Annotated in this window: 21 protein-coding genes; 12 read left to right on the top strand and 9 right to left on the bottom strand. The window is 44.7% G+C overall.

What is annotated here, in order from left to right; translation table 11 throughout:
* The first annotated feature begins 485 nt into the window (after positions 1–485).
* The 5 genes from R7O12_RS04660 (at position 486) to R7O12_RS04680 (ending at position 10,765) form a co-directional block, all read left to right on the top strand.
* On the top strand, positions 486–2,939 hold the full coding sequence (locus tag R7O12_RS04660) for a glycogen/starch/alpha-glucan phosphorylase (RefSeq protein WP_053307964.1): 2,454 nt from the start codon (positions 486–488) through the stop codon (positions 2,937–2,939).
* Positions 2,940–3,056: 117 nt separating this feature from the next.
* Positions 3,057–5,237, top strand: a complete 2,181-nt coding sequence (gene malQ, locus R7O12_RS04665) for a 4-alpha-glucanotransferase (protein ID WP_318125657.1) — start codon at positions 3,057–3,059, stop codon at positions 5,235–5,237.
* 232 nt (positions 5,238–5,469) lie between these two features.
* On the top strand, positions 5,470–7,713 hold the full coding sequence (glgB, locus tag R7O12_RS04670) for a 1,4-alpha-glucan branching protein GlgB (RefSeq protein ID WP_318125674.1): 2,244 nt from the start codon (positions 5,470–5,472) through the stop codon (positions 7,711–7,713).
* Positions 7,714–7,849: 136 nt separating this feature from the next.
* A complete protein-coding gene (gene mtgA / locus R7O12_RS04675; protein WP_025998606.1) occupies positions 7,850–8,524 on the top strand; it encodes a monofunctional biosynthetic peptidoglycan transglycosylase in 675 nt (224 codons plus the stop codon).
* Positions 8,525–8,704: 180 nt separating this feature from the next.
* Complete coding sequence (locus R7O12_RS04680; RefSeq protein ID WP_318125658.1) at positions 8,705–10,765, top strand: alpha-amylase; 2,061 nt, start codon at positions 8,705–8,707, stop codon at positions 10,763–10,765.
* 69 nt (positions 10,766–10,834) lie between these two features.
* On the opposite strand, the gene R7O12_RS04685 is transcribed toward R7O12_RS04680, so the two are convergent.
* Both R7O12_RS04685 and R7O12_RS04690 read right to left on the bottom strand, forming a co-directional pair.
* On the bottom strand, positions 10,835–11,551 hold the full coding sequence (locus R7O12_RS04685; RefSeq protein ID WP_053349997.1) for a DsbA family protein: 717 nt from the start codon (positions 11,549–11,551) through the stop codon (positions 10,835–10,837).
* A gap of 96 nt (positions 11,552–11,647) precedes the next feature.
* Positions 11,648–11,854 carry a hypothetical protein gene (locus R7O12_RS04690; protein WP_005374843.1) on the bottom strand — a complete coding sequence of 69 codons (207 nt, stop codon included), beginning with the start codon at positions 11,852–11,854 and terminating at the stop codon, positions 11,648–11,650.
* Between the two features lie 529 nt (positions 11,855–12,383).
* Between R7O12_RS04690 and R7O12_RS04695 the strand changes: the two genes are divergently transcribed.
* From R7O12_RS04695 to R7O12_RS04715, 5 genes are all read left to right on the top strand, one after another.
* Complete coding sequence (locus R7O12_RS04695; RefSeq protein WP_213891063.1) at positions 12,384–13,124, top strand: nucleoside recognition domain-containing protein; 741 nt, start codon at positions 12,384–12,386, stop codon at positions 13,122–13,124.
* Complete coding sequence (locus R7O12_RS04700; RefSeq protein ID WP_005374849.1) at positions 13,124–13,591, top strand: YjiG family protein; 468 nt, start codon at positions 13,124–13,126, stop codon at positions 13,589–13,591. The genes R7O12_RS04695 and R7O12_RS04700 overlap by 1 nt, the downstream gene beginning before the upstream one ends.
* A 9-nt stretch (positions 13,592–13,600) precedes the next feature.
* Positions 13,601–14,725 (top strand): M20 family metallopeptidase, encoded by a 1,125-nt coding sequence (locus R7O12_RS04705; protein WP_025768633.1) that lies wholly within the window; start codon positions 13,601–13,603, stop codon positions 14,723–14,725.
* Positions 14,726–14,937: 212 nt separating this feature from the next.
* Positions 14,938–15,312 (top strand): YkvA family protein, encoded by a 375-nt coding sequence (locus tag R7O12_RS04710; protein ID WP_054700617.1) that lies wholly within the window; start codon positions 14,938–14,940, stop codon positions 15,310–15,312.
* A 170-nt stretch (positions 15,313–15,482) separates the two neighbouring features.
* Entirely contained in the window at positions 15,483–15,926 is a 444-nt protein-coding gene (locus tag R7O12_RS04715; protein ID WP_054576577.1) for a DUF6795 domain-containing protein, read from the top strand.
* A 133-nt stretch (positions 15,927–16,059) separates the two neighbouring features.
* Here R7O12_RS04715 and R7O12_RS04720 read toward each other — a convergent pair whose 3' ends face one another.
* The 4 genes from R7O12_RS04720 to R7O12_RS04735 form a co-directional block, all read right to left on the bottom strand.
* Positions 16,060–16,524 carry a DUF6795 domain-containing protein gene (locus tag R7O12_RS04720; protein ID WP_318125659.1) on the bottom strand — a complete coding sequence of 155 codons (465 nt, stop codon included), beginning with the start codon at positions 16,522–16,524 and terminating at the stop codon, positions 16,060–16,062.
* A 402-nt stretch (positions 16,525–16,926) separates the two neighbouring features.
* Entirely contained in the window at positions 16,927–18,231 is a 1,305-nt protein-coding gene (locus R7O12_RS04725) for a dicarboxylate/amino acid:cation symporter (protein ID WP_054576578.1), read from the bottom strand.
* A 389-nt stretch (positions 18,232–18,620) separates the two neighbouring features.
* Complete coding sequence (locus R7O12_RS04730; RefSeq protein ID WP_318103772.1) at positions 18,621–19,886, bottom strand: DUF1835 domain-containing protein; 1,266 nt, start codon at positions 19,884–19,886, stop codon at positions 18,621–18,623.
* Between the two features lie 280 nt (positions 19,887–20,166).
* The gene (locus R7O12_RS04735; protein WP_318125660.1) at positions 20,167–21,057 is read right to left on the bottom strand and encodes a LysR family transcriptional regulator; all 891 of its coding nucleotides are present in this window, start codon (positions 21,055–21,057) and stop codon (positions 20,167–20,169) included.
* A gap of 109 nt (positions 21,058–21,166) precedes the next feature.
* Here R7O12_RS04735 and R7O12_RS04740 point away from each other — a divergent pair, with 109 nt between their 5' ends.
* Both R7O12_RS04740 and R7O12_RS04745 read left to right on the top strand, forming a co-directional pair.
* Positions 21,167–21,475 carry a monooxygenase gene (locus tag R7O12_RS04740; protein WP_005499937.1) on the top strand — a complete coding sequence of 103 codons (309 nt, stop codon included), beginning with the start codon at positions 21,167–21,169 and terminating at the stop codon, positions 21,473–21,475.
* Between the two features lie 4 nt (positions 21,476–21,479).
* A complete protein-coding gene (locus R7O12_RS04745) occupies positions 21,480–21,854 on the top strand; it encodes a hypothetical protein (protein WP_318103769.1) in 375 nt (124 codons plus the stop codon).
* A 64-nt stretch (positions 21,855–21,918) separates the two neighbouring features.
* Here the strand turns inward: R7O12_RS04745 and R7O12_RS04750 are convergent, their stop codons facing one another.
* From R7O12_RS04750 to R7O12_RS04760, 3 genes are all read right to left on the bottom strand, one after another.
* Positions 21,919–24,087, bottom strand: a complete 2,169-nt coding sequence (locus tag R7O12_RS04750) for a polysaccharide biosynthesis tyrosine autokinase (RefSeq protein ID WP_318103768.1) — start codon at positions 24,085–24,087, stop codon at positions 21,919–21,921.
* A gap of 51 nt (positions 24,088–24,138) precedes the next feature.
* Positions 24,139–24,579, bottom strand: coding sequence for a low molecular weight phosphotyrosine protein phosphatase (locus R7O12_RS04755; protein ID WP_154204039.1), 441 nt, complete (start codon positions 24,577–24,579; stop codon positions 24,139–24,141).
* A gap of 130 nt (positions 24,580–24,709) precedes the next feature.
* Positions 24,710–25,828 carry a polysaccharide export protein gene (locus R7O12_RS04760; RefSeq protein ID WP_017820139.1) on the bottom strand — a complete coding sequence of 373 codons (1,119 nt, stop codon included), beginning with the start codon at positions 25,826–25,828 and terminating at the stop codon, positions 24,710–24,712.
* Positions 25,829–26,102: the final 274 nt, after the last annotated feature.

A 26,102-nucleotide genomic window follows, 5' to 3' on the forward strand; every position in this document is an offset into this window, starting at 1 on the left:
TACAATCCTGTGAGCTGAGTGGGATGTTACGACATCAGAAATGTTCGTTACTTTGATCCACTTCCTAATTCTCAAGGGTTGATGGATTTACCATCAACTACGCCCTTTATTTGTGATTGTCGTCACTTAAATATCGTTTGTTTCGTTAGCGTTAAGATCGCGTTGCACATAGATTACGAAAAGTTCTTCTACGCTGACCGAGTTAATGTGACCGATATTACAATTTTCACATCATCAGATGAGTGGACTATAAAAAGCGTCATGAACGGGTTTTAACCTTTCTCACATTCCATTGTGATCAAAATCACTAAGAACTGGTGCAAAGTTCACTTTGTTGAGATTTGGATCACTAACCTAGCAATGGTACCCCCTCTACGCCCTCAGCCCTCCTCCTTCAAAGGATGAGAATTAGGAGGATGTTTATTCACAGAGGTAAATGCACGATGTATGGCAGATGAATTACCAAAAGACGTGAGAATTTCGTAATGAAACCTACTCAACAAAAACAATTTGACAAGAAGTCGTTCCAAGAAAGCGTAAAGAAACACTTATCTGTAACTTACGCTCATACGATTGAAAACGCAGACAGCCGCGCATGGTACCTAGCAATGGGGCATGCTCTGGCTGAATTTACTACTCTAGATTTGCTTGCGACAGAAGAAGATCCACGCATTAAAAGTGCGAAGAGCGTTAACTACCTTTCGCTAGAATTCCTTATCGGTCGTTTGACGGGTAACAACCTAATCAGCATGGGTCTGTATGAACAAGTAACAGAAGCAATGGCTGAACTGGGTTACAACCTAACTGATCTGCTAGAAGAAGAGCGCGACCCATCATTGGGTAACGGTGGCCTTGGTCGTCTGGCTGCGTGTTTCATGGATTCATGTGCGGCACAAGAATTCCCAACTGTCGGCTATGGTTTACATTACGAATACGGTCTATTTAAACAGTCATTCAAAGATGGTCGCCAGCAAGAAGCACCTGACGCTTGGCGCGGTGTAGAAGGCTACCCTTGGGAAATTGCGCGTCCAGAACTTGCGCAAGAGATCGGTTTCTACGGTCACGTTGAAGTGATTAACGAGAACGGTAAAGAAGTTCGCAAATGGGTACCAGGCATGACAGTAAGAGCAATGCCTTGGGATCTTCCAATTGTGGGTTACGAATCAGACACGGTTTACCCGCTACGTCTTTGGGAATGTCAGGCGATTGCACCATTCTCACTAGCAAGCTTTAACAATGGTGATTACTTCGAAGCTCAGCACGCACTGATCGACGCAGGTAACATCACTAAAGTGCTTTACCCGAACGACAACCACGAGAAAGGTAAAACACTGCGTCTAATGCAGCAGTACTTCCACTCAGCAGCGTCTGTACGTGACATCCTACGTCGCCACGAAGCTGCGGGCTACTCGCTAGCGGATCTACCTAAGCAAGAGACTATCCAGCTTAACGATACACACCCAACGATTGCGATTCCTGAACTAATGCGCATCCTGATGGATGAAAAAGGTTTAACTTGGGAAGCGGCTTGGGAAATCAGCTCTAAGACATTTGCGTACACCAACCACACGCTACTTCCAGAAGCACTAGAGACATGGCCAGAGTCGCTAATCCAGCACCTGCTACCACGTCACATGGAGATCATTTACGAGATCAACCACCGCTTCCTACAAGACGTACGTGCAATGTGGCCGGGTGATGTCGCGAAGCAACAGAAGCTTTCTATCATCGAAGAAGGTTTCCACCGCATGGTTCGCATGGCAAACCTATGTGTAATCGGCTCTTACGCAGTAAACGGTGTAGCAGCACTTCACTCTGAACTGGTTAAGAAAGACCTATTCCCAGAGTTCCACGAAATGTACCCGACACGTCTACACAACGTAACGAACGGTATTACGCCACGTCGCTGGTTGAAGTTCTGTAACCCAGGTCTGTCTCAGCTTATCACTGAGAAAGTCGGCCCAGAATGGCCAGCGAAACTAGAGCAACTTGAAGGTATTGCGAAGTACGCTACTGACGCGACATTCCAAAAAGAATTCATGGCAGTGAAGAAAGAGAACAAAGAACGCCTAGCAACTTGGGTGAAAGAGAACATGGGTATCGAGCTCGATACTAATGCAATCTTCGATGTTCAAATCAAGCGTCTGCACGAGTACAAACGTCAGCATCTAGACTTGCTACACGTACTGTCTCTGTACCACCGTATTCTTAATGAACCAGGTTTTGAGTGTACGCCACGCGTTGTGTTCTTCGCAGCAAAAGCAGCACCGGGTTACCACCTAGCGAAAGAAATCATCTTCGCAATCAACAAGATTGCAGACAAGGTGAACAACGATCCTCGCATCGGTAACAAGCTGAAAGTGGTATTCATCCCTGACTACCGCGTGAGCATGGCTGAAATCATTATCCCTGCGGCTGACGTTTCTCAACAAATCTCGCTAGCGGGTAAAGAAGCATCAGGTACAGGTAACATGAAGATGGCGCTAAACGGTGCCCTAACTATCGGTACGATGGATGGTGCGAACGTTGAAATTCGTGAAGAAGTGGGCGATGAGAACATCTACATCTTCGGTCTAGACGTTGAAGGTGTGAAAGCGCTAAAAGCTCAAGGTTATAACCCATTTGACTACTACAACGCGGATCACCTACTCAAAGCGTCCATGGACCTACTACTGGGTGAAGAATTCACTCCAGGTCAACCGGGCCTACTACGTGCAACGTACGATAGCCTGCTGGATGGCGGTGACCCATACCTATGTCTTGCGGACTTCGCATCGTATGTGAAAGCGCACGAAGACATGAGCGAACAATATAAAGATCAAGCTGGCTGGGCGAAGAAGGCCATTCTTAATACCGCCCTTGTTGGCAAGTTCACGTCAGACCGCTCAATCCGAGACTACGTGAACAATATCTGGAAACTTGAAGCGGTGAAACGCTAATAGAACCTAGTTAAGACCAAGGTAGCCAAGCGCTACCTTTGGTCATTTTCCAAAAGAAGTTATTGATAACAATAAAACCCTACATGGAAGGTGTTGGTATTACCTTCGGAGAAAGCGATGAAAGAACAAACAGCATTAAAGAAAGTCGCGGAAATGGCGAGATTGGCTGATAGCTATGTCAGTGCTTGGGGAGATGAGGCTAAAGTGTCTGAGGAGACGCTACGCCGCTTGCTCGCTTCGCTTGGCTACGATACTAGCAGTGATGAAAAACTACTGGCTTCTGCTGAAAAGAAACATAAAAAAGACGTACTAGCCCCTGTTCTTGTTTTACGCGACGGCGAACCAGTCGAAGTGGAACTAAACCTAGGTACGAGTGCTCGTGAGAGTGAATTCAGCTGGCGTTTAGAAACAGAACAAGGAGAGGTACTTGAAGGCTATCTTCAGTCCCAAATTGTTCGTGATGAGCGTGCTGAGGGTGGCCCTCTAGTGTTTGCATTGCCAAAGAACTTGGCTTGGGGTTATCACAAACTGATCATCAGTCGTAAGCGTCGTAAAACACCTTACGAGATGTCATTGATCATTACGCCGAAAGCGTGTTTCAAACAAGACGATCTAAACCAACACAAAAAGCTATGGGGTCCTAGTATCCAGCTTTACACACTGCGTACTCAGCATAACTGGGGCATCGGTGATTTTGGCGACCTAAAACAACTGGTGAGTGATATTGCCTCTCGTGGCGGTGACTTCATTGGCTTGAACCCTATTCACTCGCTGTTCCCTGCGAATCCAGAAGGGGCAAGCCCATACAGCCCGTCTTCTCGTCGTTGGTTGAACATCATGTACATCGACGTAAGCTCTGTACCTGAATTCGCGCTAAGTGCAGAAGCACAACAGCGTGTTGGTAGCGCAGAGTTCCAACAACGTTTACAAAAAGCGCGAGACTCTCATTGGGTGAATTACACCGAAGTTTCGCAACTAAAAATGAGCGTTCTTCCGCTACTATTCAGTGAGTTTAAAGCTCGCCATTTAGACAAAAACACCGATCGCGCTCGTGCCTTCTTGGACTTTGTTGAAAAAGGCGGCGACAGCTTGCTACATCAAGCTGCATTCGATGCACTTCATGCTGATTTACATGCAGAAGATGCAAACATGTGGGGTTGGCCTGTATTCCCTGAGAAATACCGCACATTCGACGCAGCTGGTACTCAGAAGTACATTAAGGACAACCAAGATCGTGTTCACTTGTACATGTACCTGCAATGGATCGCAGACGATCAAATCAAAGAAGCACAAGCGCTAGCCGAAGAAAAAGGCATGGCTGTGGGTTTGTACCGCGACCTTGCGGTTGGTGTTGCAGATTCAGGCAGCGAAACATGGGCAGACGAAGGCGCGCTAGTATTGGATGCAAGCATCGGTGCGCCGCCGGATGTACTTGGTCCACTAGGCCAAAACTGGGGTCTGCCTCCGCTTAACCCTCAGGTTTTAGAAGCGACTGGCTACGACGCTTATATCAAATTGCTACGTGCTAACATGAAGCATTGTGGTGCATTGCGTATCGACCACGTACTTGGCCTGCTTCGCCTTTGGTGGATTCCAAAAGGCGAGAAAGCGACAGAAGGCGCATACCTGTACTACCCAGTTGAAGACATGCTAGCAATCCTAGCGTTGGAATCTCACCGTCATAAGTGTTCTGTAATCGGTGAAGACTTGGGTACTGTACCTGATGAAATCGTTGATATCCTTCGTGATGCGGGTGTGCATTCGTACAAAGTCTTCTTCTTCGAAACATCAAAAGACGACGGTGGTTTTATTTCTCCGAAGCATTACGCAGAGCAGTCTATGGCGGCATTGTGTACGCACGATATGCCAACACTACGCGGTTTCTGGCACTGTGATGACTTGAAGATGGGGCGTGAGATTGGTTTGTACCCTGATGAACAGCAGTTGGAAGGCCTATTCGCTGACCGCTTGAAGTGCAAACAAGGTATTCTAGACAGCGTTCGCTGGCATGGCTATCTGCCAGAAGGCATTGGTCATGATGCTCAGTACGTGCCAATGGATTCATACCTAAGCGAAGCGCTGCAACTGCACGTAGCTGCGGGTGACTCTGCACTGCTTAGCGTTCAGCTTGAAGACTGGCTAGAAATGGATCAACCGGTCAACATTCCTGGCACGGTGGATGAGTATCCAAACTGGCGTCGTAAATTGTCGATGAACCTAGATGAAATCTTCAGCCGTGAAGATGTGAATCGTATTTCTAAACGCCTTACTGAAGTTCGCGCACAGGCGAGTAAGTAAGATGCCTAGAGTGGCGTAGATGGACGAGCTGATTACCAATTTTGTTAGCTCAGAGGTACGAAAGTTCCGTCTAGGTCACTCATTCCTAAAACACAATCCGTTAGGATGAAGTACCGTTATTATGCCCGCGACAATAGCGGGCATTTTTGTATTTTGACGCCGTTTACGCAACGAACGTGAGAAGCGGAGTCTTTTTGTGAGTTCACAACGTTGGCTGTGGAGAAACCGATGTTTGATTCAGATCTCTGGTCTTGAAAAGGATGTTGGCTCTAGGGAGAAAGATTTGAAAACCACCAAAACCAAGAAAATAAAGAAACAACACGAACGCGCATACGAACTGCTTGCTGAGGCGGCTTACTCAGATCCATTTGCGGCGCTGGGTCCATTCATTGACGACGAAGCTTCGCTGAGAGTTTGGATGCCGGGCGCAAACAAGGTTGAACTGCTTGTTAATGGTGAACCTCGCGTGGCGCTTGAGCGTGATGGCGACAGCGGTTTCATCTTAAAAGAACAACGCGATTTACACCTGACCCACTACCGTTTAGCGGTCGATTGGAATGGTGTTGAACAAATTATTGATGACCCGTACCAGTACCACAATATCTACCAAGAGTACGAGCATCTGCATACGCCAAAAGACATGTATCACTACATGGGCGCACACTTTGTCACGCTAGAACGTGGCGGTGAAAACATCTCTGGTGTGCGTTTCCTTGTTTATGCACCACATGCATCGGCTGTTAGCCTTGTGGGTTGCTTCAACCAATGGGATGGCCGTCGTCATCCAATGCAACGCCTAGACTACGGTATCTGGGGCCTATTCATTCCTGGTCTGGAAGAGGGGGTACAATACAAATTTGAGCTCAAAGGGCCAAATGGGGAAGGGCTTCCTCATAAACAAGACCCTTGGGGTTTCTACTCTGAGCAATACCCATCGTTCGCGTCCATTACTTACGATCACAAGCGTTACCAATGGCAAGATGCGAAATGGCAAAACCGTGCAGTGACGCAAAAGCGTGATGAAGCGTTATCGTTTTACGAGCTACATGCTGGATCATGGAAGCGCGACGAGAAAGGTGATTTCCTGAACTACCGCGAACTCGCGGAGCAGTTGGTGCCATACCTTGTGGATATGGGCTACACCCACGTTGAACTGATGCCTGTGTCTGAGCATCCATTCTATGGTTCATGGGGCTATCAACCTGTTGGCTTGTTTGCACCAACTAGCCGCTTTGGCTCCCCTGATGATTTCAAATTCTTCGTGGATGCGTGTCACCAAGCTGGTATCGGTGTTGTGCTGGATTGGGTACCGGCGCACTTCCCATCGGATGATCATGGTTTAGCGAACTTTGATGGTACGCCTCTGTTCCATGATCCAGATCCGCGTCGCGGTTGGCACCAAGACTGGAACTCATACATCTATGATTTAGGCCGTGAACATGTGCGTCGCTTCCTTGTATCGAATGCGCTGTACTGGTTTGAACAATTCCATATCGATGGCATTCGCGTGGACGCTGTCGCGTCGATGCTCTATCTCGATTATTCACGTAGTCACGATCAGTGGGTACCAAACGTCGACGGTGGCAACGAAAACTACGACGCAATCGCAACCTTAAAATGGATGAACGAAGAAGTGTACAAGCACTTCCCGAATGCGATGACGATTGCGGAAGAGTCAACGGCGTTTCCGGGCGTGTCTGCGCCAACCTTTATGGGTGGTTTAGGTTTTGGCTTCAAGTGGAATATGGGGTGGATGCACGACAGTCTTTCATACATCAAAGAAGATCCTGTTCACCGCAAATACCACCACAATACCATCACATTCCCGCTGGTTTATGCGCACAGCGAGAACTACGTCTTGTCTCTCTCTCACGATGAGGTGGTGTACGGCAAAGGCTCTATCCATAACAAGATGCCGGGTGATGAATGGCAGCAAACCGCAAACCTACGAGCATACTACGGTTATATGTATGGTCAACCGGGCAAAAAGCTGAACTTTATGGGCGCGGAAATTGGCCAAACGGCGGAGTGGAACCACGATGATCAGTTGCAATGGTTCTTACTGGAATATCAGCGTCATCAAGGTGTCCAAAAGCTGATGCGAGATTTGAACCACTTATACCGAAATGAAGCGGCGATGCACGATCAAGATTGTGTTCCTGCTGGTTTTGAGTGGCGTCTACAAGACGAAGCGGATGCGAGCATCCTAGCGCACGAGCGTATTAGTAAAGAAGGTGAGCGTATTCTGATCATCACCAACTTTACGCCCGTACCACACGAGCGTTTCCGTTTAGGTGTTCCAAATGCAGGTCAATACGAACTGCTACTGAATACAGACGACAGCAAATACGGCGGCAGCGATTTTAAAGTGCTGACCAGTGTGAAAACGGAAAAAGTTGAAAGTGAATCACTGCCTCAATCACTTGAGCTTCGTTTGCCTCCACTTTCAACCGTGTTCTACAAGCTGCACAAATAATTTAGTCTAATCAAATTCTAAGCCCGTTTTACATTGTAAATCGGGCTTTTTTTGACCAAGTTTTCACTAACGATAAACAGACTGCATACTCTATACTTGCATCATATTGTTTTGTTAAATCAGGCTAGGTCGGACTTTGAGAAAGATTAAATCCCTTCTGTTCAATATCTTATTGGTGCTTTTGCTTTTACCAGTGATGCTCGTTGGCATAGTGAAATACATCGATCCACCAATTTGGGGATGGAAGATCAGCCGCATGATTTCTCCTCCTGAAGGATTTCCTGAAGAGAGTCAAAATGAATGGGTGCCTTTGAGTGATATTTCTAAACACATTCAACTGGCCGTGATTGCGACAGAAGATCAAAAGTTCCCGACCCATTACGGAGTGGATTTTGATTCCTTGTTTAAAGTGATCTCAGAGTCTGGCGAGAACGGTCCCTCTCGCGGTGCGAGCACGATTACTCAGCAAACTGCAAAGAACGTGTTTCTGTTTCCTTCACACTCTTATGTGCGCAAAGCGTATGAACTTTATTTTGCTCTGCTGATGGAAGCAATGTGGAGTAAAGAACGCATTCTCGAAGTGTATTTGAATGTGGTGGAGTTTGGGCCGGGTATTTATGGGGCGGAAGCCGCTGCACAAAACTACTTTGGTATTCCAGCTAAACAACTTTCAACACGCCAAGCAGCAAGGCTTGCGGTGGTGCTGCCAAATCCGTATCGCATCAAAGTCTACCCTCAGACTTCTTACACCATCAGCCGCGTCAATTGGGCGATGAGACAAATGCGCAACCTAGGCAGCGTGCAGCTTTAAACTCCCTTTTATCCTGCTCGTAAATAGAACTACGCCCCAATAAAAGCAAAATGTGAAGCGTCACAAGCTTTAGGGCGTAGCCTTTCAGAATGATGTGCTCAGTTTTTCATCCATTTACTATTAGTGTGAATAAAACTACAACACGAATACTGCGCCTATGCGCAACCAATGGACTGAACGATGAAACTGAATCTGATTACGACGACCTTATTGCTTGCATCGGCAAGTGCCATCGCCGAGCCAAACATCACCATTTCTACCACGACCAACAGCCGTGACTTTCCTTTAAGTGCAGAGCAACCTTTGGTTGTGCCCTTAACCAAAGACGGATACACGCTCAAAATCACGGGTGTTGAAGGCGACTGTGTCGCGCCTGATGGTCAGAAGGTCAAATTCAACAAACCTATCGCGCTGAACTGCGGAAAACCAACAGAACTGCCGTTAAAAATCCGTTTTACTGGCGATTACTCTTTTGCTTTTGATGCGGAAGCCAAAACTCTACGCTTCAAGCGTGAACCTAAGAAAGCTGCCAAGACAGAATTCAAACGCCCAATCCCACAAGTGCAATGTGAGGTTTACCGAGGCGGCGAAGTCACCATCGCGCTGGGTGACAGTTTCCCCGATGGCACCAAGTTGCGTGATGCCTATTCTGGTCAAATGGTCGAAGTAAAAGATCAGCAAGTATCGCTGACACCAAGCAAAGATTCCGGCGGTTTGGTGCTACTAGAGCCAGTGAAGAAAACCAAAGAAGCAGTACCGTTTGATTACCGTAATGCCAACATTTACTTCGTGATGGTCGACCGTTTTAACAATGCCGATACCAGCAATGATAACAGCTATGGGCGAAAGAAAGACGGCAAAGAAGAGATTGGTACCTTCCACGGTGGTGACCTAAAAGGCGTGATCGAAAAGCTAGATTACATCAAGAGCCTAGGTACAGATGCAATTTGGCTGTCGCCAATTGTTGAGCAAGTGCATGGTTTTGTGGGCGGCGGCGATAGCGGCTCATTCCCATTTTACGCTTACCACGGTTACTGGACGCGTGATTTCACCAAGATTGATGAGAACTTCGGTAACGAAGATGACCTGAAAAAGCTGGTGGAAGAGGCACACAAACGTGGCCTTAAAGTATTGATGGACGCAGTAATCAACCACACCGGTTACTCAACGTTAGCCGATTTGCAATTTGATGGTATTGAGGTGTTAAAACCAAACGCTGAACTACCTAAGAAGTGGGGGGATTGGCAACCAAAAGCGGGTGAAAATTGGCATAGCTACCACCAGAATATTGATTACCAGAGTCCAAACTGGGCGAAATGGTGGGGCGGTGACTGGATAAGAACAGGTCTACCGGGATACCCAGTTCCGGGCAGCAGTGATATCACCATGTCATTGGCGGGTTTGCCTGACTTTATCACTGAATCAGACAAAGCCGTGAAGCCAGCTCAATGGCTATTGGATAACCCTGGCACTCGCGTTGAGGCGCGTGATAATTACACCGTCTCGGACTACCTAATTGAGTGGCAAACTGATTGGGTGAAACGCTTTGGTATTGATGGTTACCGTGTCGACACGGTGAAGCACGTTGAAGGCGATGTGTGGAAACGCTTGAAAGAAGAGGCATCAAGCAGCCTTGAGCAATGGCGTAAAGAGAACGGTAAGTCAGGTCAGCCATTCTGGATGATGGGTGAAGTATGGGGACATACCGCTTATCGCAGCCCTTACTTTGACGATGGCTTTGACGCGTTGATTAACTTCGACATGCAGAAGAAGTTAGACAAAGGCGCGGCGTGTTTCAGCCAAATGGCAGACACTTACCAAAGTTACGCAGATACTATCGCCAATGAGAAAGACTTTAACCCTGTGAGCTACATGTCTTCTCACGATACCGAGCTGTTCTTCTCTCGCTTCAAAGATTACGGTATGCAGCGTAACGCCGCGAATGCACTGCTTCTGAGTCCTGGTGCTGTTCAGGTTTATTATGGTGATGAAGTTGGTCGTAACATTGGTCCTTACGCGGATGATTTCCACCAAGGCACACGTTCTGACATGGTGTGGAAGCTATCGGATGAGAAGCAAGCGCTACTCAAACACTGGCAAACCCTTGGTCAGTTCCGTAAAGCGCACCCAGCGATTGGTGCAGGTCAACATCAAGTGATTGAACAAGAAGGTGCGTATGTGTTCTCTCGCTCGCTTGGCAATGACAAAGTCGTTGTGGCGTTTGTGGGTCGCGAAAAGTAGTTAGAACTTCGTTTTAAGCCTAGATAGAAAAAGCCCTTCCTTGAGTTATCAGGGAAGGGCTTTGTTGTTTTAGTTCGCCAGTTCTTGGTCGATGACTTGTTCTAGCTCGTCAAACGGCACATAGCCAGGAATGACTTGATCATTAATGATCAACGCAGGCGTGCCGCGTAAACCAAGTTGCGTGAAATACTGATAGTTTTTATCAAGCAACGCCTTGGTCTCTTTGTCGTCGACAAGCTGCGCTTCTGTCCCCGTTTTTTTCGCGATTTGATTTAAGGAACGTGCGTCATGTGCGCCCGGTTTTTTCACCAATAACTCATGCACTTGTTCGTACTTATCTCGCTGGTTTTGCCAAACATTTAATGCGTAACTTGCCGAGTTGTAGCCGTTTTTCTCGTATTGTTCTTTAAAAGAGACATTGAGGTTAAGCACTTTTACCTGCGGATATTCCTTACCAACTTTGACCAGCTCTCCTTCTAAACGTTTACAAAAAGGGCAGCTGTAGTCTGTTACGTTAATAATGGTTAACTCAGGGTTTTCAGCACCAAAAGAGGAATGTTTGCCATCACTTAGATATTGACGAACCTCCTTCAAGGTGTCGCCAAATGACTGTTGATACGCAATGTACTCTTGAAGGTTTTGGTGCAATGAATCAAGAATTTGAGGGTTATCTTTTAGTATCTGATTAACTTCCTCTAGCTTTTGTTCTGCGGTCTTTTCTGATGCGAAAGATACGGCAGATACGATAGCCATCGTTAACGCCAAAAGTGTACGAGTGAATGTCATAATATTTCCTAAAACTTTTAAATTTCGTTGTTTGTTATGTGAAGTGAATAAAATATGCACAAAAGTCAGGCAGAAAGGTCTCTCGCCTTGCTGGCTTTATTCTCTAAACACGCAAAGTTTTAGGTGAACCCGATACTTTTCCGGTATCGGTTCTGTGTATTCCAGATAACGAATTGCTGTGGTTGTCATCGGCAGCGCCACAATCAAAGCAAACAGAAAAAATGGAATAAGAATATGATCAAACTGATGTTGGTACGCTTGAACCAGCTTTTCTGAAAGGTCGCAAGATGGTGATAAATTCACACTCTCATCTTGCTGACTCTGTATTTGGTGAGCCTTCGGGCAGTTTTTCGAGAAACCAGAATTTTGGCTTAAGCATATCATCACCACCCAAAGCACGAGGGCGAGTGTCCATTTGGCTATTTTATATTGTGAGCGTAACAATGGGTCGTATAGTCCTGTTAATTCTGGTTTATGCCGTTTACATATGACCGGGCCATCCTAACCTAAATTTCGTGGCTGAATGTTACTTTCGAGTTAATCGATGTTGCCTCAATGCCAAAGTATGAAGTACGTCATGCATGTTGTAGAAAGCAATATTCGTCAGAATCATTTGTTGAGTTGATGAAGAAGTCGTGAACTATCAACATAGATTAATATACCTAATTGTTAGCACAAATTTTTATTATCTTTCAATTGTGATTGGAATCATAAAATAAAACTTCATAACTGAGTCGCGATAATGTTCGGCAGACGGATTGATTTTGATCATCTCTCTAGCACATTATTCAGGTGAACATATGTGTTAAGGTCCACATGTGTAGGTAATGTTATGAAAATTCCTGTTCAAACTGAGCGTAAAGTTACACTGGGGTGCTACGTTGCTCTGGCGTTTGCGGTTGTGTTCTTTTCTGGTCTGATGCAATCCAACGAATGGTACGGTGTATTCGACTTTACAACGCTTAATGGCTCTTTCGGTAAAGTGGCTTACGGCGTAACGGAAGGTGCGGATGGCGAGGTACAAGCTGCGACCACATCTTTCCGTGGTACTGGCGGTAGCGGTGCTCGTGACGGTTTCATTTTCGCACTTACTTTGATTCCAACCGTTATGTTCGCATTAGGTATGATCAACGTACTTGAGCACTACGGTGCACTTGAAGCAGCTCGTAAGCTTCTTACTCCTCTTCTACGTCCTCTAATGGGCATCCCTGGTAACTCTGGTCTGGCTTTAATTGCTTCTCTACAAAGTACCGATGCAGGTGCGGCAATGACGCGTCAGCTAAAAGATGAAGGTCACCTAACTAAGCGTGAAACGGACGTATTTACCATGTTCCAGTTCACTGCAGGTGCAACCATCGTGAACTTCTTCTCATCGGGTGCTGTGCTGTTCACACTGACGATGGCTGACGGCTCTCTAGCAGTAACGTCTTCTATTGGTTTAGCAGTTGTGGTGATGTTCGCATTTAAGATCATCGGCGCGAACCTGTTCCGTATCTACCTGAACATGACGGAAGGTAAAGAAGACAAGCAAGACCAAAACAAATCAGAGAACCTAAAAGAGGAGACGGCATAATGGGTGACGTTAAAGCGAAAAAACCAATGGTGACGGATATCTTCGTCGAGGGTGCTAAGAAAGGCTGGGTAATTGCGACTACCTCTACGGTGCCTAACGTATTGATGGCGTTCGTTATCATCAAAGCGCTTCAAATCACTGGCGCGTTGGATCTGATGGGCACGGTGTTTTCTCCAATCATGGCAGTGTTTGGTCTTCCGGGTGAAGCAGCAGCGGTATTGATCGGTGCTTGGATGTCGATGGGCGGTGCGGTTGGCGTAGTGATTACGCTGTTTGACCAAGGTATCCTGAACGGTACGCACATTGCGATTCTTGCGCCTGCTATCTACCTAATGGGCTCTCAAGTTCAGTACATGGGTCGTATCATGGGTCCAATTGGTACTGAAGGTCGTTACATCCCAGTTATGATTGCAATCTCAGTATTGAACGCGTTTGGCGCAATGCTGGTGATGAATCTGTTTGTCTAGGAGTGAGTCATGCAATTCTCTCTAAATGAATATCTAGAAGAGCTACGTCCGCTGATTAATGTGGATTGTGGCACTTACACGACTGATGGTATCGAGTTTATCGCTTCTCAATTTGAAGAGAAGTACCAAGCGATGTCAGGTTGGAGCGTAAAACGCATCGACTGTGGCAGAGCGGGCATCGGTCTTGAAGTTCGAAACAAGCCGGAAGCTGAGCAAATCGACGTAATGCTGATTGGTCACATGGATACCGTGTTCCCTGTGGGTACTGCTGAGCTTCGTCCAATGTCTCAAGATGCAGAGAAAGCCTACGGTCCGGGCGTCTCGGACATGAAATCTGGCTTGCTGAACATCGTATACGCGATGCGCAATCTAGACCAAGCGGTGTTGGATAAGTTGTCTATCGCTATCTGCATGAACCCAGATGAAGAGACGGGCTCTCTGGACTCTGTGGATTGGATTCAATCAGTTGCGAAAAACGCTAAGAATGTGCTGGTTGCAGAAGCAGCACGTGCAGACGGTGGTTTAGTGAAAGCGCGCAAAGGCATGGCTCGCTACAAAATGACCTTTAATGGCGTTGCTGCTCACGCAGGTAACGAGCCAGAAAACGGCCGCAGCGCAATCACTGAGATGGCGAATTGGATTTTGGCTGTCAATGCAATGACCAACTTTGAATCTGGTACCACATTGAACGTCGGCATTGTTTCTGGCGGCAACGGTGCGAACATCGTCCCTGAGCACGCGGAAGCGATCGTGGATGTGCGTTTCTGGAGCAACGAAGAATACGATGATGTCGATAGCAAGCTAAATGGCATGCTGGAAACACCATTCGTTGGTGGCGTGAGAATTGAGTTGGTTCGTGAAGCTTATAAGCCTTCTATGGTGCCAAGCCCACAAACAGAAAGCCTGATGATGCTAGTTGAAGAAGCCGCAAGTGAACTGGCGATCGAAATCAACTGGAAAGAAGTAGGTGGTGGCTCTGATGCAAACAACACGGCGATTCTTGGTGTTCCAACTTTGGATGGTCTAGGACCTATCGGTGCGGGCTTCCACAGCGATCAAGAGTACTTGTTGCTTGAGTCTATTGAACCACGTATCAAAATGTTGATACGTGTACTGGAGAAGATTGTTCAATAAGGCATTCTGCTTCTAAAGCTTGGCTCCCAAAGCTTTTGGTTTCAAAACTTTTGTTTTCCAAGACTTTTTGTTTCCAAGGCAATAATCCCCGGACTTCGGTTTGGGGATTTTTCTATCTGTGTTTCACTTTACTATCATTTCTTGTTATTAATCTTGCGTTCAGGTTCGATTTATTAATATGTTGGACATAGTCATAAATTTCGGAGGCAACGATGACCACAACAATGTCTGTAAAATCGGCGCCGAAAGACGCCAAAGATCAAACGATGCAAGCGCCAGATGAGAAAACATTCTGGCGAAAAATGAAAGGGTCGGTTAAGAAAGCGGGTGAAGAAATTGCCGTAATGGGCATAAAATCATGGCTCGCGATGGCAGATTCCAACACCTCTGTTCGCCACAAGGCTATTTTAGGTGGCGCGCTGGCTTACTTCGTCCTACCAACAGATATGGTGCCAGACGTACTAGCTGGCGTCGGTTTTACCGATGATATGGCGGCACTTACCTTAGCCGCGAACTCAGTCGGTAATGCCATCACTAAAGAACACGAAGCACAAGCTAGAGAAAAACTGAACTCGATGGTGGAGTAGGTATGGCCCATCAAACATGTTCTATGTTTGGTTTAGCGCAAACAAGAAATTGTTATTTTTAACATTTACTCAAAGCACACGAGCTCGTCACAATACGTTTTTCCGTAGTAGATTTGCTCGATTTGAAAGGGTACTTTCAGATTCAAGTTTTTATCTAAGAGAAACCTTTCATGTACAGGTATACGCCAGATATTATTGGTATGCTAACTTTGAACGGAAAACCATTGTCATCTCAATTAGTGGTCCTCCGAGTCGGTGTGCGTGGAACCATTCATGAGTTTCAAACTATTACTGATGCTAACGGATCGTTTGCCTTCCCTGCATTTGAAGAGCATGAGTCTCAAGACTTATTGAACTTAGATCAGAAATACGTGCTCGTTTTCCTGAAGACTCATCTAGCAAATGGAGAAGAGGTGACGATATGGGAGTCTTCAATTGATGGTTATGAGACTTATGAGTTTGCTAGAGAAAATATGGGAAATTTGAATTGTGAAGTAACCAATGAAGTTTACTACTTCGCTTTTTCTTATTTTGGAAATGGTGAAGATGATACTTATGTGTACAGTCAGTGCAAACTAACTGGTTATGTAGAATCAGGAGTATACGAAAGTTAAGTAGTGAATTACTTTAGAGAAATATTCTGCGAATTAGCACTTTGATTGATATGTTTAAACTTGATTGAGGCGTGCAGGTATAGCTTTTTCTTTTAAAGAACTTTGAGTTTAATAATCATCACAATCATAAACTCTATGAAAAATGTCTTTTATATAAAAATCCATTTAAATTGCAGTTGCTAATAACCATTAGATCTCCAGCATTTTCTAGATTGATATTCTTGAAAAAGTATCGAAACTCGGTATCTTCAAGCTCACAGTAAAGATTACTTAAGTTGTCCTCTATAAATATAGGTGGTGAAACGTAGTTTAACTGAGACTCCCAAATATATTTCTTTTCTTCATTTATATAGGTATATATTCCGATATATGAATATGTTTGATTCAAAGCTGATTCTTTGAACCTTTGAGCATGTATGACTGGTTTAAAGTGAAATTCACCTAACTCATTAGTACTTGAACTCCTTTTGTAATTATTTTTTAAAAAATTAGCTTCTAAGTAAACCGTTACATTTTCTAGAGGTCTTTGATCAAGAACTAAAGTACCTTTTACCTCTGGGATTAATGTATATTTAAATTTCTTAAAAAAATCGAACATACTTTCGTTGAAACCTAATGCAAGTATTGGAAATGAGAAAATGAATAAAAAAGACTATTTTTAAACATGAAATTATGATGTATGTATCTTAGTACCAACTTAATTATCAGACTACTATCTATCGCGATTTGGTTTTGAACTTTAATTTGATAATGGAATTTGTATCTCTATATGATGAAAATGTTCCTTATATCATTTTCAAAGTGATAAACATAGGCGAGTTATCTTAACCCTCTAGATGAACTAATATAGAATCTAACTACTTACCGATTAGTAATTGAAACAACCTCGGGGGACGAGAAATTTATCTAAACCTTTTTGACTTCGGGTTAATTGGAAATAAAAAACCACCTTAGAGTAAGGTGGTTTTTGCTTAGACAGGATAATTTAACTTGGAAGGGTTTAAGCTTCCGCGCGTTTCAGGTGCACTTCTTCTTCGGCTACGCCTGCCATTGGGTCGTTGAAGCGAGCTTCATCCAATGCACCTTCTGATTTCGCAACGATGACGGTCACAGCACTATCACCAGTGATATTTACCGCGGTACGAATCATATCAAGAAGACGGTCAACACCCATGATAAGTGCGATACCTTCAAGCGGCAGACCAACTTGGTTCAATACCATTGCCAACATTACTAGACCCACACCAGGAACACCTGCGGTACCGATAGACGCCAGAGTTGCCGTCATGATAACCATTAGGTAATCGCCCATAGTTAAATCAATATTGAAAGCTTGAGCAATAAACGCAGTTGCTACGCCCTGCATGATCGCCGTACCGTCCATGTTCACGGTTGCACCAAGTGGTACTGTGAACGATGATACACGGTTCTCAACACCCATGCGGTGCTTTGCTGTTTCCATTGTCACTGGAATCGTCGCGTTCGATGATGCTGTAGAAAAAGCAAACATGATTGCGTCTTCCATCTTACGTAGGAACGTAATTGGGTTTAGACCTGTGAAACCTTTTAACATTAAGCTGTAAGTAACTAGACCGTGTAGGACAAGCGTACCAGCCAGTACTAAGAAGTACTCTGCCAGATTGACGATCGCGCCCAGACCAAGACCAGTAAATAGCTTCGCCATTAAGAAGAACACACCATAAGGTGCCAAGTTCATCAAAATCGCGACCAGTTTCATGATCACTTCATTCAGATCAGAGAAGAATGCTGCGATGCGTTCGCCTGGTTTACCCGCTGCACTGATCGCGATACCGAATAGCACGGCGAACACGATAACTTGCAGAGTTTTACCTTCTGCCATTGCGCTGATTGGGTTGGTCGGGAACATATCGATGATCACCTGACCTAAAGATGGCGCTTCGGCTGATTTGAATGAACTTGCTGCCGTTAGATCTGCCCCTGCCCCTGGCTGGAATAGAGTACCCATAGTTAGAGCAAGCGTAATCGCGATAGCCGTTGTCGTAACGTAGAAAGCGAGGGTTTTACCGCCCATGCGACCCAGTGTAGAGAGGTCTTTGAGAGAGCTAGTACCACAAACTAACGAAACAAATACTAGCGGTACAACAAGCATTTTTAAGCTGGCAACGAAGATCTGTCCACCAACTTCGAATAATCCATTAACAATGTATGCGTCGACAAATCCGTTGTCGGCAAAAAGTGTGCGAATTGCAAATCCTGTCAAGATACCCGCAACCATACCTAAAATTACGCGGCTGGTAAGCGACATCGGTTTCTTGGTATTCATGAGAACACTCCTTATAGTTATGCACCTTGAGTTCACTTCAAAGCGGCGAGCAGATTAGCAGCGGAGTGAGAAAATACGAAAGAATAATCCTCTAAATGGTTAATAGATGTGAACTTTATCACTAATAAAAATGGGATTTTAACCAAATATTAACGAATTGGCCGGATGAAAAGTTTGTATTTTAACAATTTTATCGAATATACAACCGATAACAAAGAGGATTTACAATAAATTTTAATAAGAGATAGAGTGCATACTCTCTTGGAGTGGATGCATTTCTGCATAACTATTTAAGTTATATTCAGGCTAGCGGTCGCTTCTTTAGGGATAATTTAGTATTGAGTGTTCATCAGAGCCAACGAACCCGTTATGCTTTCATATTTGTCAACTCAATGATGGTTGGCAAGTGTAGTTAGTTGGAGGTGATCCCAGCTCCAATAACTTTGACTGGTATTTTTAATCCCTCCAACCCAATAGCATTGTTTCGCTCGTATTAAGCCTTCCAAACACTGCTTGCCAGCCTCAGTGATACGGACGCTTTGTTCCCACCAGTGCCTTTCACGTGACTCAATCGTGATCAAAGGTGTTTGACACTGTGCTAGAGGGAGGAGTAACGCGTAAAACATCACGTCTCCTAGGTAAGGAAGAGGTTCTAGTTGTTGATATTGCTCAAACCAATCTTTGATGGGAATTGAACGATTTTGCGAGTTCAAAACCTTTAGTGCGAGGTGTTGTGTCAAGCTCAATCCAGTTTGTGAATTAGGTAACTCTTGCAAATGGCGTTTAAGCACGTTGAGTATATTGGGCAAGCAATCCAGGTTATGCAGCTGAATCAAATTAACTATGGAAATAGGTGTCGGTGATGTAATAGCGTGCCAACACCGTTTAGCCTGACTGAATAATTTTGCTGTCACAGGTTTACGGTATCGCCAACAAGAACGAATAGCTTCTTCAGGCAACGGCCCAAAGCCGATAAATCGCTCAGTACCCGGAAACTGGTTCAACTCAATGATCTCTATCACTTTGTTCTCTACATTCTCTAACAGTGTTAGAGCACGAATTAGCATCAATTGATCATAGCTGTCATGTTCGACCCAAAAGACGATTCGTTCAAATACATCACTTTGCAACAGATCGAGGTTTGATTGTTCCAATGTGACTATATCTTGAACCGAGTCTTCACGCTTCATCACAGGCAGCAGAGTCTCTACGACATATTGGGCACGAATGGCAAGGAAGTTCTGTGGTGTTGCTGGTATGGGGCCAATACAAAGCGGATCGATCAGGGCTAAAAATGTCCCTTCAAATCCGCTGGCTTTAAGTTGTTGTTGAATGTCGTGGCCACAACGAACGTGTAGCGTTTTTACTTTCGCATCTAGGGGCGGTTTTTGTTCTTTGATGGCTCGTTTGTGCGCTTCTAGCTCTTCGACATGAGCTTTTAGTTTACTCCAACTGGATAAGCCCAGTTCTCTTGCGAGTGCATGTTGAACGTCAGCCAATTGAATTGTATTGGGAGTCAATGACTCTGGTTTGGAGTGACATCGCTTAACTAACTCCAACGTAGTGTCATCGTATAGGCGGATAGCTTTGAGCCTTTTTTTAGCAATGGATTTTTGCTGATTGATATTGATCGAGAAGCTATTTGTAGAGTTCATATTTCACCTTTCTTATTTCTTCCACACTCGCCTAAATAGAAGCTAAAAAGAAGGTAAAAACAGATTGTGCCTGCTAAACCAAGCAGGTGAGGATATTGCCGTGAACCGAGTTCTTTCCGCGAGTGTTGGGTGCTTTAGGCATGAGCAGAGTGATAGTAGGTGGTCGCTATCCTTCGTGCAACCTTTTGTGAGAGTGTAGCGTCACAAAATGGCCGTTTCTCTATATTTAGGGAGAATCAATAGGCGATAACACTAGCGATTCAACTCAATACCACTGTCGCTAGGCTCGAGTTTCTACACTTTTGAGTAAAGTACGATAAAGCGCTTGAGTCGCAGGACCACTTTTGGCTCCTTTGGGCAAAGTGAGGTGCAGCGCAACTTGATATTGATGGGAGTGTTCGATCTCCAATACTTTAATTTTATCGCTCTTGCGGGCTGCGACTAAGTGCGCTGGTAGCCGACAAAATCCAGCGCCTTGCTCTACGGCGTGAAAAGCGTGGTCGAAGTTATCGACGGTAATACGCTGACGTGCGCGTAACCAACCCACATCTCTTTTCGTTTTGTCTGAATTGCCTAAGTCACGGATGACAATTTGGCTGGTGGTTGCAAAATCGTCGATGGAAACATGCGGCTTTTTAGCGAGTGGATGGTGTGCTGCGATTACAGGCAGCATGGTTGTTACGCCAAATGCTTCGGCAGGGTAGTTGGTTATCGGTAAGTTGATGATTGCGATGTCAGCGAGCTTATTTACGACCATTTCGGTTGTTTTGCTCAGTGACGTTTCAACCACTTGAACGGAGGTCGTGTTGTTGTCCTCCAAAAATTGACTGAGTGGTGCATAAAGCCAACAAGGGTCACAAAGATGATCTACTGCGACCGTGATTTGAGATTCCACCCCACTTTTTAACTGCTCGCTGATGACTTCCAGTTCCCGCGCTTGTTCAAGCATGGATTGTGCACGACGCAGTATGGTTTTACCGTGCTCAGTCAAACCTGCTTTGCGTCCTCGTACTTCTATAAGTTGAATACCAAGTTGGTCTTCTAACTTCCTCACCGAGTAGATCAATGTGGTATGGCTCTTGTTGAGCAGCAAAGCTGCGGATTGAATGCTGCCTTCTTGATCAATCGCTTGTAGCGTTTGCCATTGTTCTAAGGTCGTTTTTAGTCTCATGAGTCAATTTTTTAGACAGTTAATGGCAAAATTATGAACTTTTTTGTCAGTTTTATAAAGGTAATAATCTTGTCATCGAAAGCGAGTCAGTAAGAAGAGGAGACTCAAGATGGCGAAATTATTGCAAGTTGATTTTGAATTTCATGGTCCGTTTGGTGAAGAGATGTCGAATGCTTTGGTCGACTTAGCTAAGTCGATTAACCAAGAGCCGGGCATGATTTGGAAAATTTGGACGGAAAGCGAAAAAGACAAACTCGGTGGTGGTATCTATCTTTTTGAAGATGAAGCCACGGCGCAAGCTTATCTCGAAATGCATGCCGCACGCTTACGAAAAATGGGCGTAGTCGAAGTACGAGGTCAAATCTTCGATATCAATGTGCCGTTAACGACGATCAATCAAGGGCCTATTGGAGGATAAGGAGATGAGGACCAACCGCACTTTTCTAACCGTTCATGGTGTCATATATACGGTATTCGCTTTTGCGTTGTTTTTTGTACCAACCATGATGTGGCCGATGTATGGCGTACAAATTAACGACCAATACGCGCTGTTTTTATCGCAACATACGTCGATCTTTTTAGGTGGAATCGCTGCGGTGAGTTTGATGCTACGTGATGTGGAATCTGGTAAGACTGCGAAACAGCTGTTTAAGGCATTATTGATTACTAATGGGTTAGGGGCTGTGATTACTACCTATGCCAGCATTACAGGAGTATTTGTCGGTTTTGGTTGGAGTGACCCAATATTCTTTGTCTCGCTCAGTTTGTTGACGTACAAGCAATTAAGAGTGCAATAGAAAAAGCCCTGCTGTTTCTAGCAGGGCTTTGTAATATTTGGTCAAATTAGCGATCTAGATTAATTCATGATTCGCTTTTGTACGCGTAGTTGTAGTAGCCGTATCCATAGCCGTATGAGTTAGATGCTTTTTTCTCAACCGCATTGAGAATCACACCTTTAACTTCTACACCTGATTGCTCGAAGCGACCACGTGCTACCTCAATTTCTTTCAATGTCGTTTGGTCGAAGCGAGCTACCATCAATGTGGTGCCAGCAAGTGCACCAACGATGCTTGGATCCGTTACTGCAAGTACAGGCGGTGTATCGATGATGACTAGATCGTATTGTGCAGACATCTCGTCAACAAAGCTCTTGAAGCGAGGGTGCATAAGAAGTTCTGACGGATTTGGTGGTACTTGGCCGCGAGTCACAACATCTAAATTATCAATGGATGTAGATTTAATGATGTTGCTAAGGGATGTCTTACCGCTCAAGTAATCAGAAAGACCGTTGTCCCAACGTAGACCGAAGCATTGCTGCAAATAACCTTTACGCATATCCGCATCAATAAGCAGCACTTTCTGACCGGTTTTCGCAGCGACGGCCGCAAAGTTGGTCGATACAAATGTTTTGCCGATAGATGGTGCAGGACCTGAAATCATAAGAACGTTATTCTTCGCTTCCATCATTGCAAAGTGCAAGCTAGTGCGAAGACTACGTAGAGCCTCAATGGAAAGATCGGCTGGGTTAGCTTCCGCTAGAAGGACTAGCTCATTGTTGCTGCCTTTGTTGCGCTTAAGCTTGTTTGCAAATTCCAGTTGTTGAATAGATTTTGGAACGCTTGCGTAAACTGGCATGCCAATCTGTTCAATTTGATCTGGTGTTTCCACACCACGGTGGAATGCTGCACGAATTAATACGAAAGCAACGCCTGCCATACCGCCAAGCAGTGTTGCTAGCACAACGATAAGCGCTTTTTTCGGCTTAATTGGCTTAGAGAAAGATTGAGCGTTATCTAAGATTCGAACGTTGCCAACTGTTCCGGCTTTAATAATGTTGAGCTCTTGAACCTTGTTCAATAGTTGGATGTAGATTTGTTGGTTTACTTCTACATCGCGTGTCATACGTAGAACTTCACGCTGTGTTTTCGGTAACTTTTGAACTTGTTTATTAAGACGTTCTTTCTCTTTTAATAGTGTTTCACGTTTATCAAGTAGCGACTTATAAGCTGGGTGATCCTGTGTGAAGCGTTGGCTGATCTCACTTTCTTTGAATGTAAGCTCATTTAGCTGTGCTTCTAACTCAACCATTACTTTCAGCGTTGACTGAGCTTCAAGGCCTAAGTCGATAGATTCATTTTCTTGACGGAACCGATTTAAAACGTCTTCAGAAGCGGTCAGTTTTGTTTTGATGTCTGGGAGGTGACCTTTCAAGAACTCGAGGCTTTGCTCTGCCTCTGCAGAATTTCTTTGAACGTTTTGTAAGAAGTAGTTTTGGCTAATGTCGTTCAAGATATCTTGAATCTTAGCGCGGTCTTCACCAGAGAAGCTTAAAGATATAATCCCGGTTTGCTTACCACGTTCGCTAATCGATAAGTTTTCTTGAAGTTTATTAATTGCATCTAATTTACTGATTTTGCTGACCGTGAATGAGTCACCAGTTTGAGCCACAAGTTCAGTCGCCAAAAACTGGTATCCATTCTTCTCAAGCAGTTCACCAACTTTACCTTCTAGAATGACGTTATTGTCATCTTCTAAGAGCCTGAACGTCTGTTTTTCAGAATCAATAACTTCAAGAGTTAAAGGAACGCCAACTGCGTAAGAAGGAGCATTAAATCGTGAAACGCTCAGACTGATTTGCTCACCTTGTAGTCGAGCTAGGCCTTTACCAATAATTGGCATGTAGTTTGGAGAAACGACAGTCGTTAAGTTGAACTTATCAACAGTACCGCCCAAGATCATACGAGATTTGATGATCTCTATTTCTGTTGTCGCTGATGATTCTGCTGAAAACAGCTCTCCCATATCACCAACCATCGCTGAAATACCACCTGAACTCTTACTTTCGATTTGGATAAGAGCGTCAGCTTTATAGATAGGTGTTGATAGAATGGCAACGCCGACGCCTATAATCGAAAATAGGACTACGGTACATAGAATGAGCCATTTGGCATCGAGAATGATCCCAAATAACTTTCCCAAATCGATCTCATCGTCGGCTTGACGTGATTGCTTAATAGTTTGTGTTGTCATTACTTTAACTTCTTAAATACCTTGCCATTGGCGTTTATTTAGCCTTGCGGCTTATAGTTTTTGAGACCACGCTTTTGCTGCTTTTTCTATAAGCGTATATGCATGTTCGAAAGCTTCTCTACTTTGTCTGTATGGATCAGGGATGTTTTGTTCATTTATCCACTGTCCAAACAGCATCGTTTTACCTCGTGCCTCAGGAGCGATTTTGGTTAAGGCTTCTAAATGACCTTTTTCCATAACCAATATCAGATCGTATTGAGCGCAAAGCTCAGGTGTTAATTGTCGTGCTTCGTGTCCATCTAAGCTTACGCCACGTTCGTTCGCGATAGTGGTTGCCATCTCGTCAGCTGCTTTTCCCGTTAGATGGCTCTTATCTACTGCGATTCCTGCTGATGCGACATGTTTGTTTGGTAGTAAAGACTGCAAAAGCCGCTCTCCTGTTGGAGAGCGGCAAATATTACCGACACAGACGACAAGAATATTAGAAAACAAATGCTTACCCTACTTTAAATTGTATGCTTATGATCTCAACTGAATTGCTGGCTTCTTTACATTGCGCAATTGAGCTGAGTAGCTATCGATTACGTGCCGCAAGAGATAATTTTCTTGCGGCACGCTGTTTTTACGGCCAAGTGCGTACTCGTAGTACACCTTCGGTTAGTTCATTAAAGCCGGAAATGGTTGGAACGAGTTGAGCAATCACACGATTCCAACGACTAACAGGTGCAGCCGTCACATAGACTATGTCGTAAGGGTTGAGATCAAACTCAGTACCAATCACCAAAGCAGAAGCGTCAGAAACATCTAGCTGATAAATGTCCGCCATTTTAGCTTCTTCTTTTGAACGTCTGATGACAAACACACCGGTAGCATCTGCGGAGATTTCACTGATACCACCAACGCTGCTAAGAGCCTCAGTAAGGCTCATGCCGCTACGATCAATTTTGAGTAATTTCGGATCGTTAACCTCGCCCATAACAAATACTTTTTGCGCATCGTTTCGAGGAATATGAACAATATCACCAGGCTTTAGAAGGCGGTTTTGAGTTAAATCGCCTTGTTGCATCAGAGCATACAAAGAGACGTTTTCAACAACGCCATTGCGTGTCAGTGTCGCATTACGCCAATCAGCCTCGGCAGCCAGTCCGCCAGCTCTATTCACAGCATCTAGAAGTGTAAGGGGGATGTTTGTAATTGGTTGTTGTCCTGGCTTGTTAACTTCGCCAGTTACATAAGTCTTTTTAGAGCGAAATGCCGCAACGCTTACATCGACCTGTGGGCTCTCAATGTATTTTGCAAGGCGGCTTGCAATGTCTGCACGAATCTGACGTACGTTTTTGCCTTCAACATGTACGACACCTATGTAAGGGTAGAAGATCGTGCCATCCGAATGCACCCAGTTACCCGCTTCGGCTGAGCTTCGGTATGAGCCCGCTGGGATCGTTAGCTCTGGGTGATCCCAAATAGTGATATTTAGGATATCGCCAGGTCCTACTTCGTATTCATATTTTGCGATTTCAATATCTAACTCTGGGTTTGGTTTTGAAAAAGGGTCCACTGAATTTAAAGACGTTACGCGCTCCAAAGTTAAGGGATAAACGGTAACCTGAGACTCTATATCACTCGATTCAGTGCTCATGACTGTTTTGTCACTGACCGAAAGGTGGCTACCAGGCAAAGTACACCCTGTAAGAAGGATAGGAAGTACTGATATCCCCAAAAATTTATTAAATGTGTTCATTGGTTTATAACTACCGAAAGAAAGTTTGCCGACTGAAATTGATTCATTCTAATTGAACTGCATTTCATCAATATTGATGATTTACTGCAGTTTTAAGCCTTTAGAAAGCGAGTCCATTCAGAATTATTTGTGTAATAAACACTCCAAATGGCTGCTAGCGACTTAGAGCTCTTAGTTTCATTAATGAAGGTGTGAAAATCCGACCCACAAAAAATAGTCAACTATTATCCATCTGGTTGCAATAAAGGCAACAAGTTACTTGAAAAAATACTGA

Source organism: Vibrio sp. Vb1574 (assembly GCF_033338675.1).

Coding starts and splice junctions, on each gene's coding strand:
- R7O12_RS04710 (WP_054700617.1), top strand. CDS start 14,938: ATGACCACAACAATGTCTGTAAAATCGGCGCCGAAAGACGCCAAAGAT.
- R7O12_RS04695 (WP_213891063.1), top strand. CDS start 12,384: ATGAAAATTCCTGTTCAAACTGAGCGTAAAGTTACACTGGGGTGCTAC.
- R7O12_RS04685 (WP_053349997.1), bottom strand. CDS start 11,551: ATGACATTCACTCGTACACTTTTGGCGTTAACGATGGCTATCGTATCT.
- R7O12_RS04715 (WP_054576577.1), top strand. CDS start 15,483: ATGTACAGGTATACGCCAGATATTATTGGTATGCTAACTTTGAACGGA.
- R7O12_RS04740 (WP_005499937.1), top strand. CDS start 21,167: ATGGCGAAATTATTGCAAGTTGATTTTGAATTTCATGGTCCGTTTGGT.
- R7O12_RS04725 (WP_054576578.1), bottom strand. CDS start 18,231: ATGAATACCAAGAAACCGATGTCGCTTACCAGCCGCGTAATTTTAGGT.
- R7O12_RS04730 (WP_318103772.1), bottom strand. CDS start 19,886: ATGAACTCTACAAATAGCTTCTCGATCAATATCAATCAGCAAAAATCC.
- R7O12_RS04705 (WP_025768633.1), top strand. CDS start 13,601: ATGCAATTCTCTCTAAATGAATATCTAGAAGAGCTACGTCCGCTGATT.
- R7O12_RS04745 (WP_318103769.1), top strand. CDS start 21,480: ATGAGGACCAACCGCACTTTTCTAACCGTTCATGGTGTCATATATACG.
- R7O12_RS04680 (WP_318125658.1), top strand. CDS start 8,705: ATGAAACTGAATCTGATTACGACGACCTTATTGCTTGCATCGGCAAGT.
- R7O12_RS04735 (WP_318125660.1), bottom strand. CDS start 21,057: ATGAGACTAAAAACGACCTTAGAACAATGGCAAACGCTACAAGCGATT.
- R7O12_RS04750 (WP_318103768.1), bottom strand. CDS start 24,087: ATGACAACACAAACTATTAAGCAATCACGTCAAGCCGACGATGAGATC.
- malQ (WP_318125657.1), top strand. CDS start 3,057: ATGAAAGAACAAACAGCATTAAAGAAAGTCGCGGAAATGGCGAGATTG.
- R7O12_RS04760 (WP_017820139.1), bottom strand. CDS start 25,828: ATGAACACATTTAATAAATTTTTGGGGATATCAGTACTTCCTATCCTT.
- R7O12_RS04720 (WP_318125659.1), bottom strand. CDS start 16,524: ATGTTCGATTTTTTTAAGAAATTTAAATATACATTAATCCCAGAGGTA.
- R7O12_RS04700 (WP_005374849.1), top strand. CDS start 13,124: ATGGGTGACGTTAAAGCGAAAAAACCAATGGTGACGGATATCTTCGTC.
- R7O12_RS04660 (WP_053307964.1), top strand. CDS start 486: ATGAAACCTACTCAACAAAAACAATTTGACAAGAAGTCGTTCCAAGAA.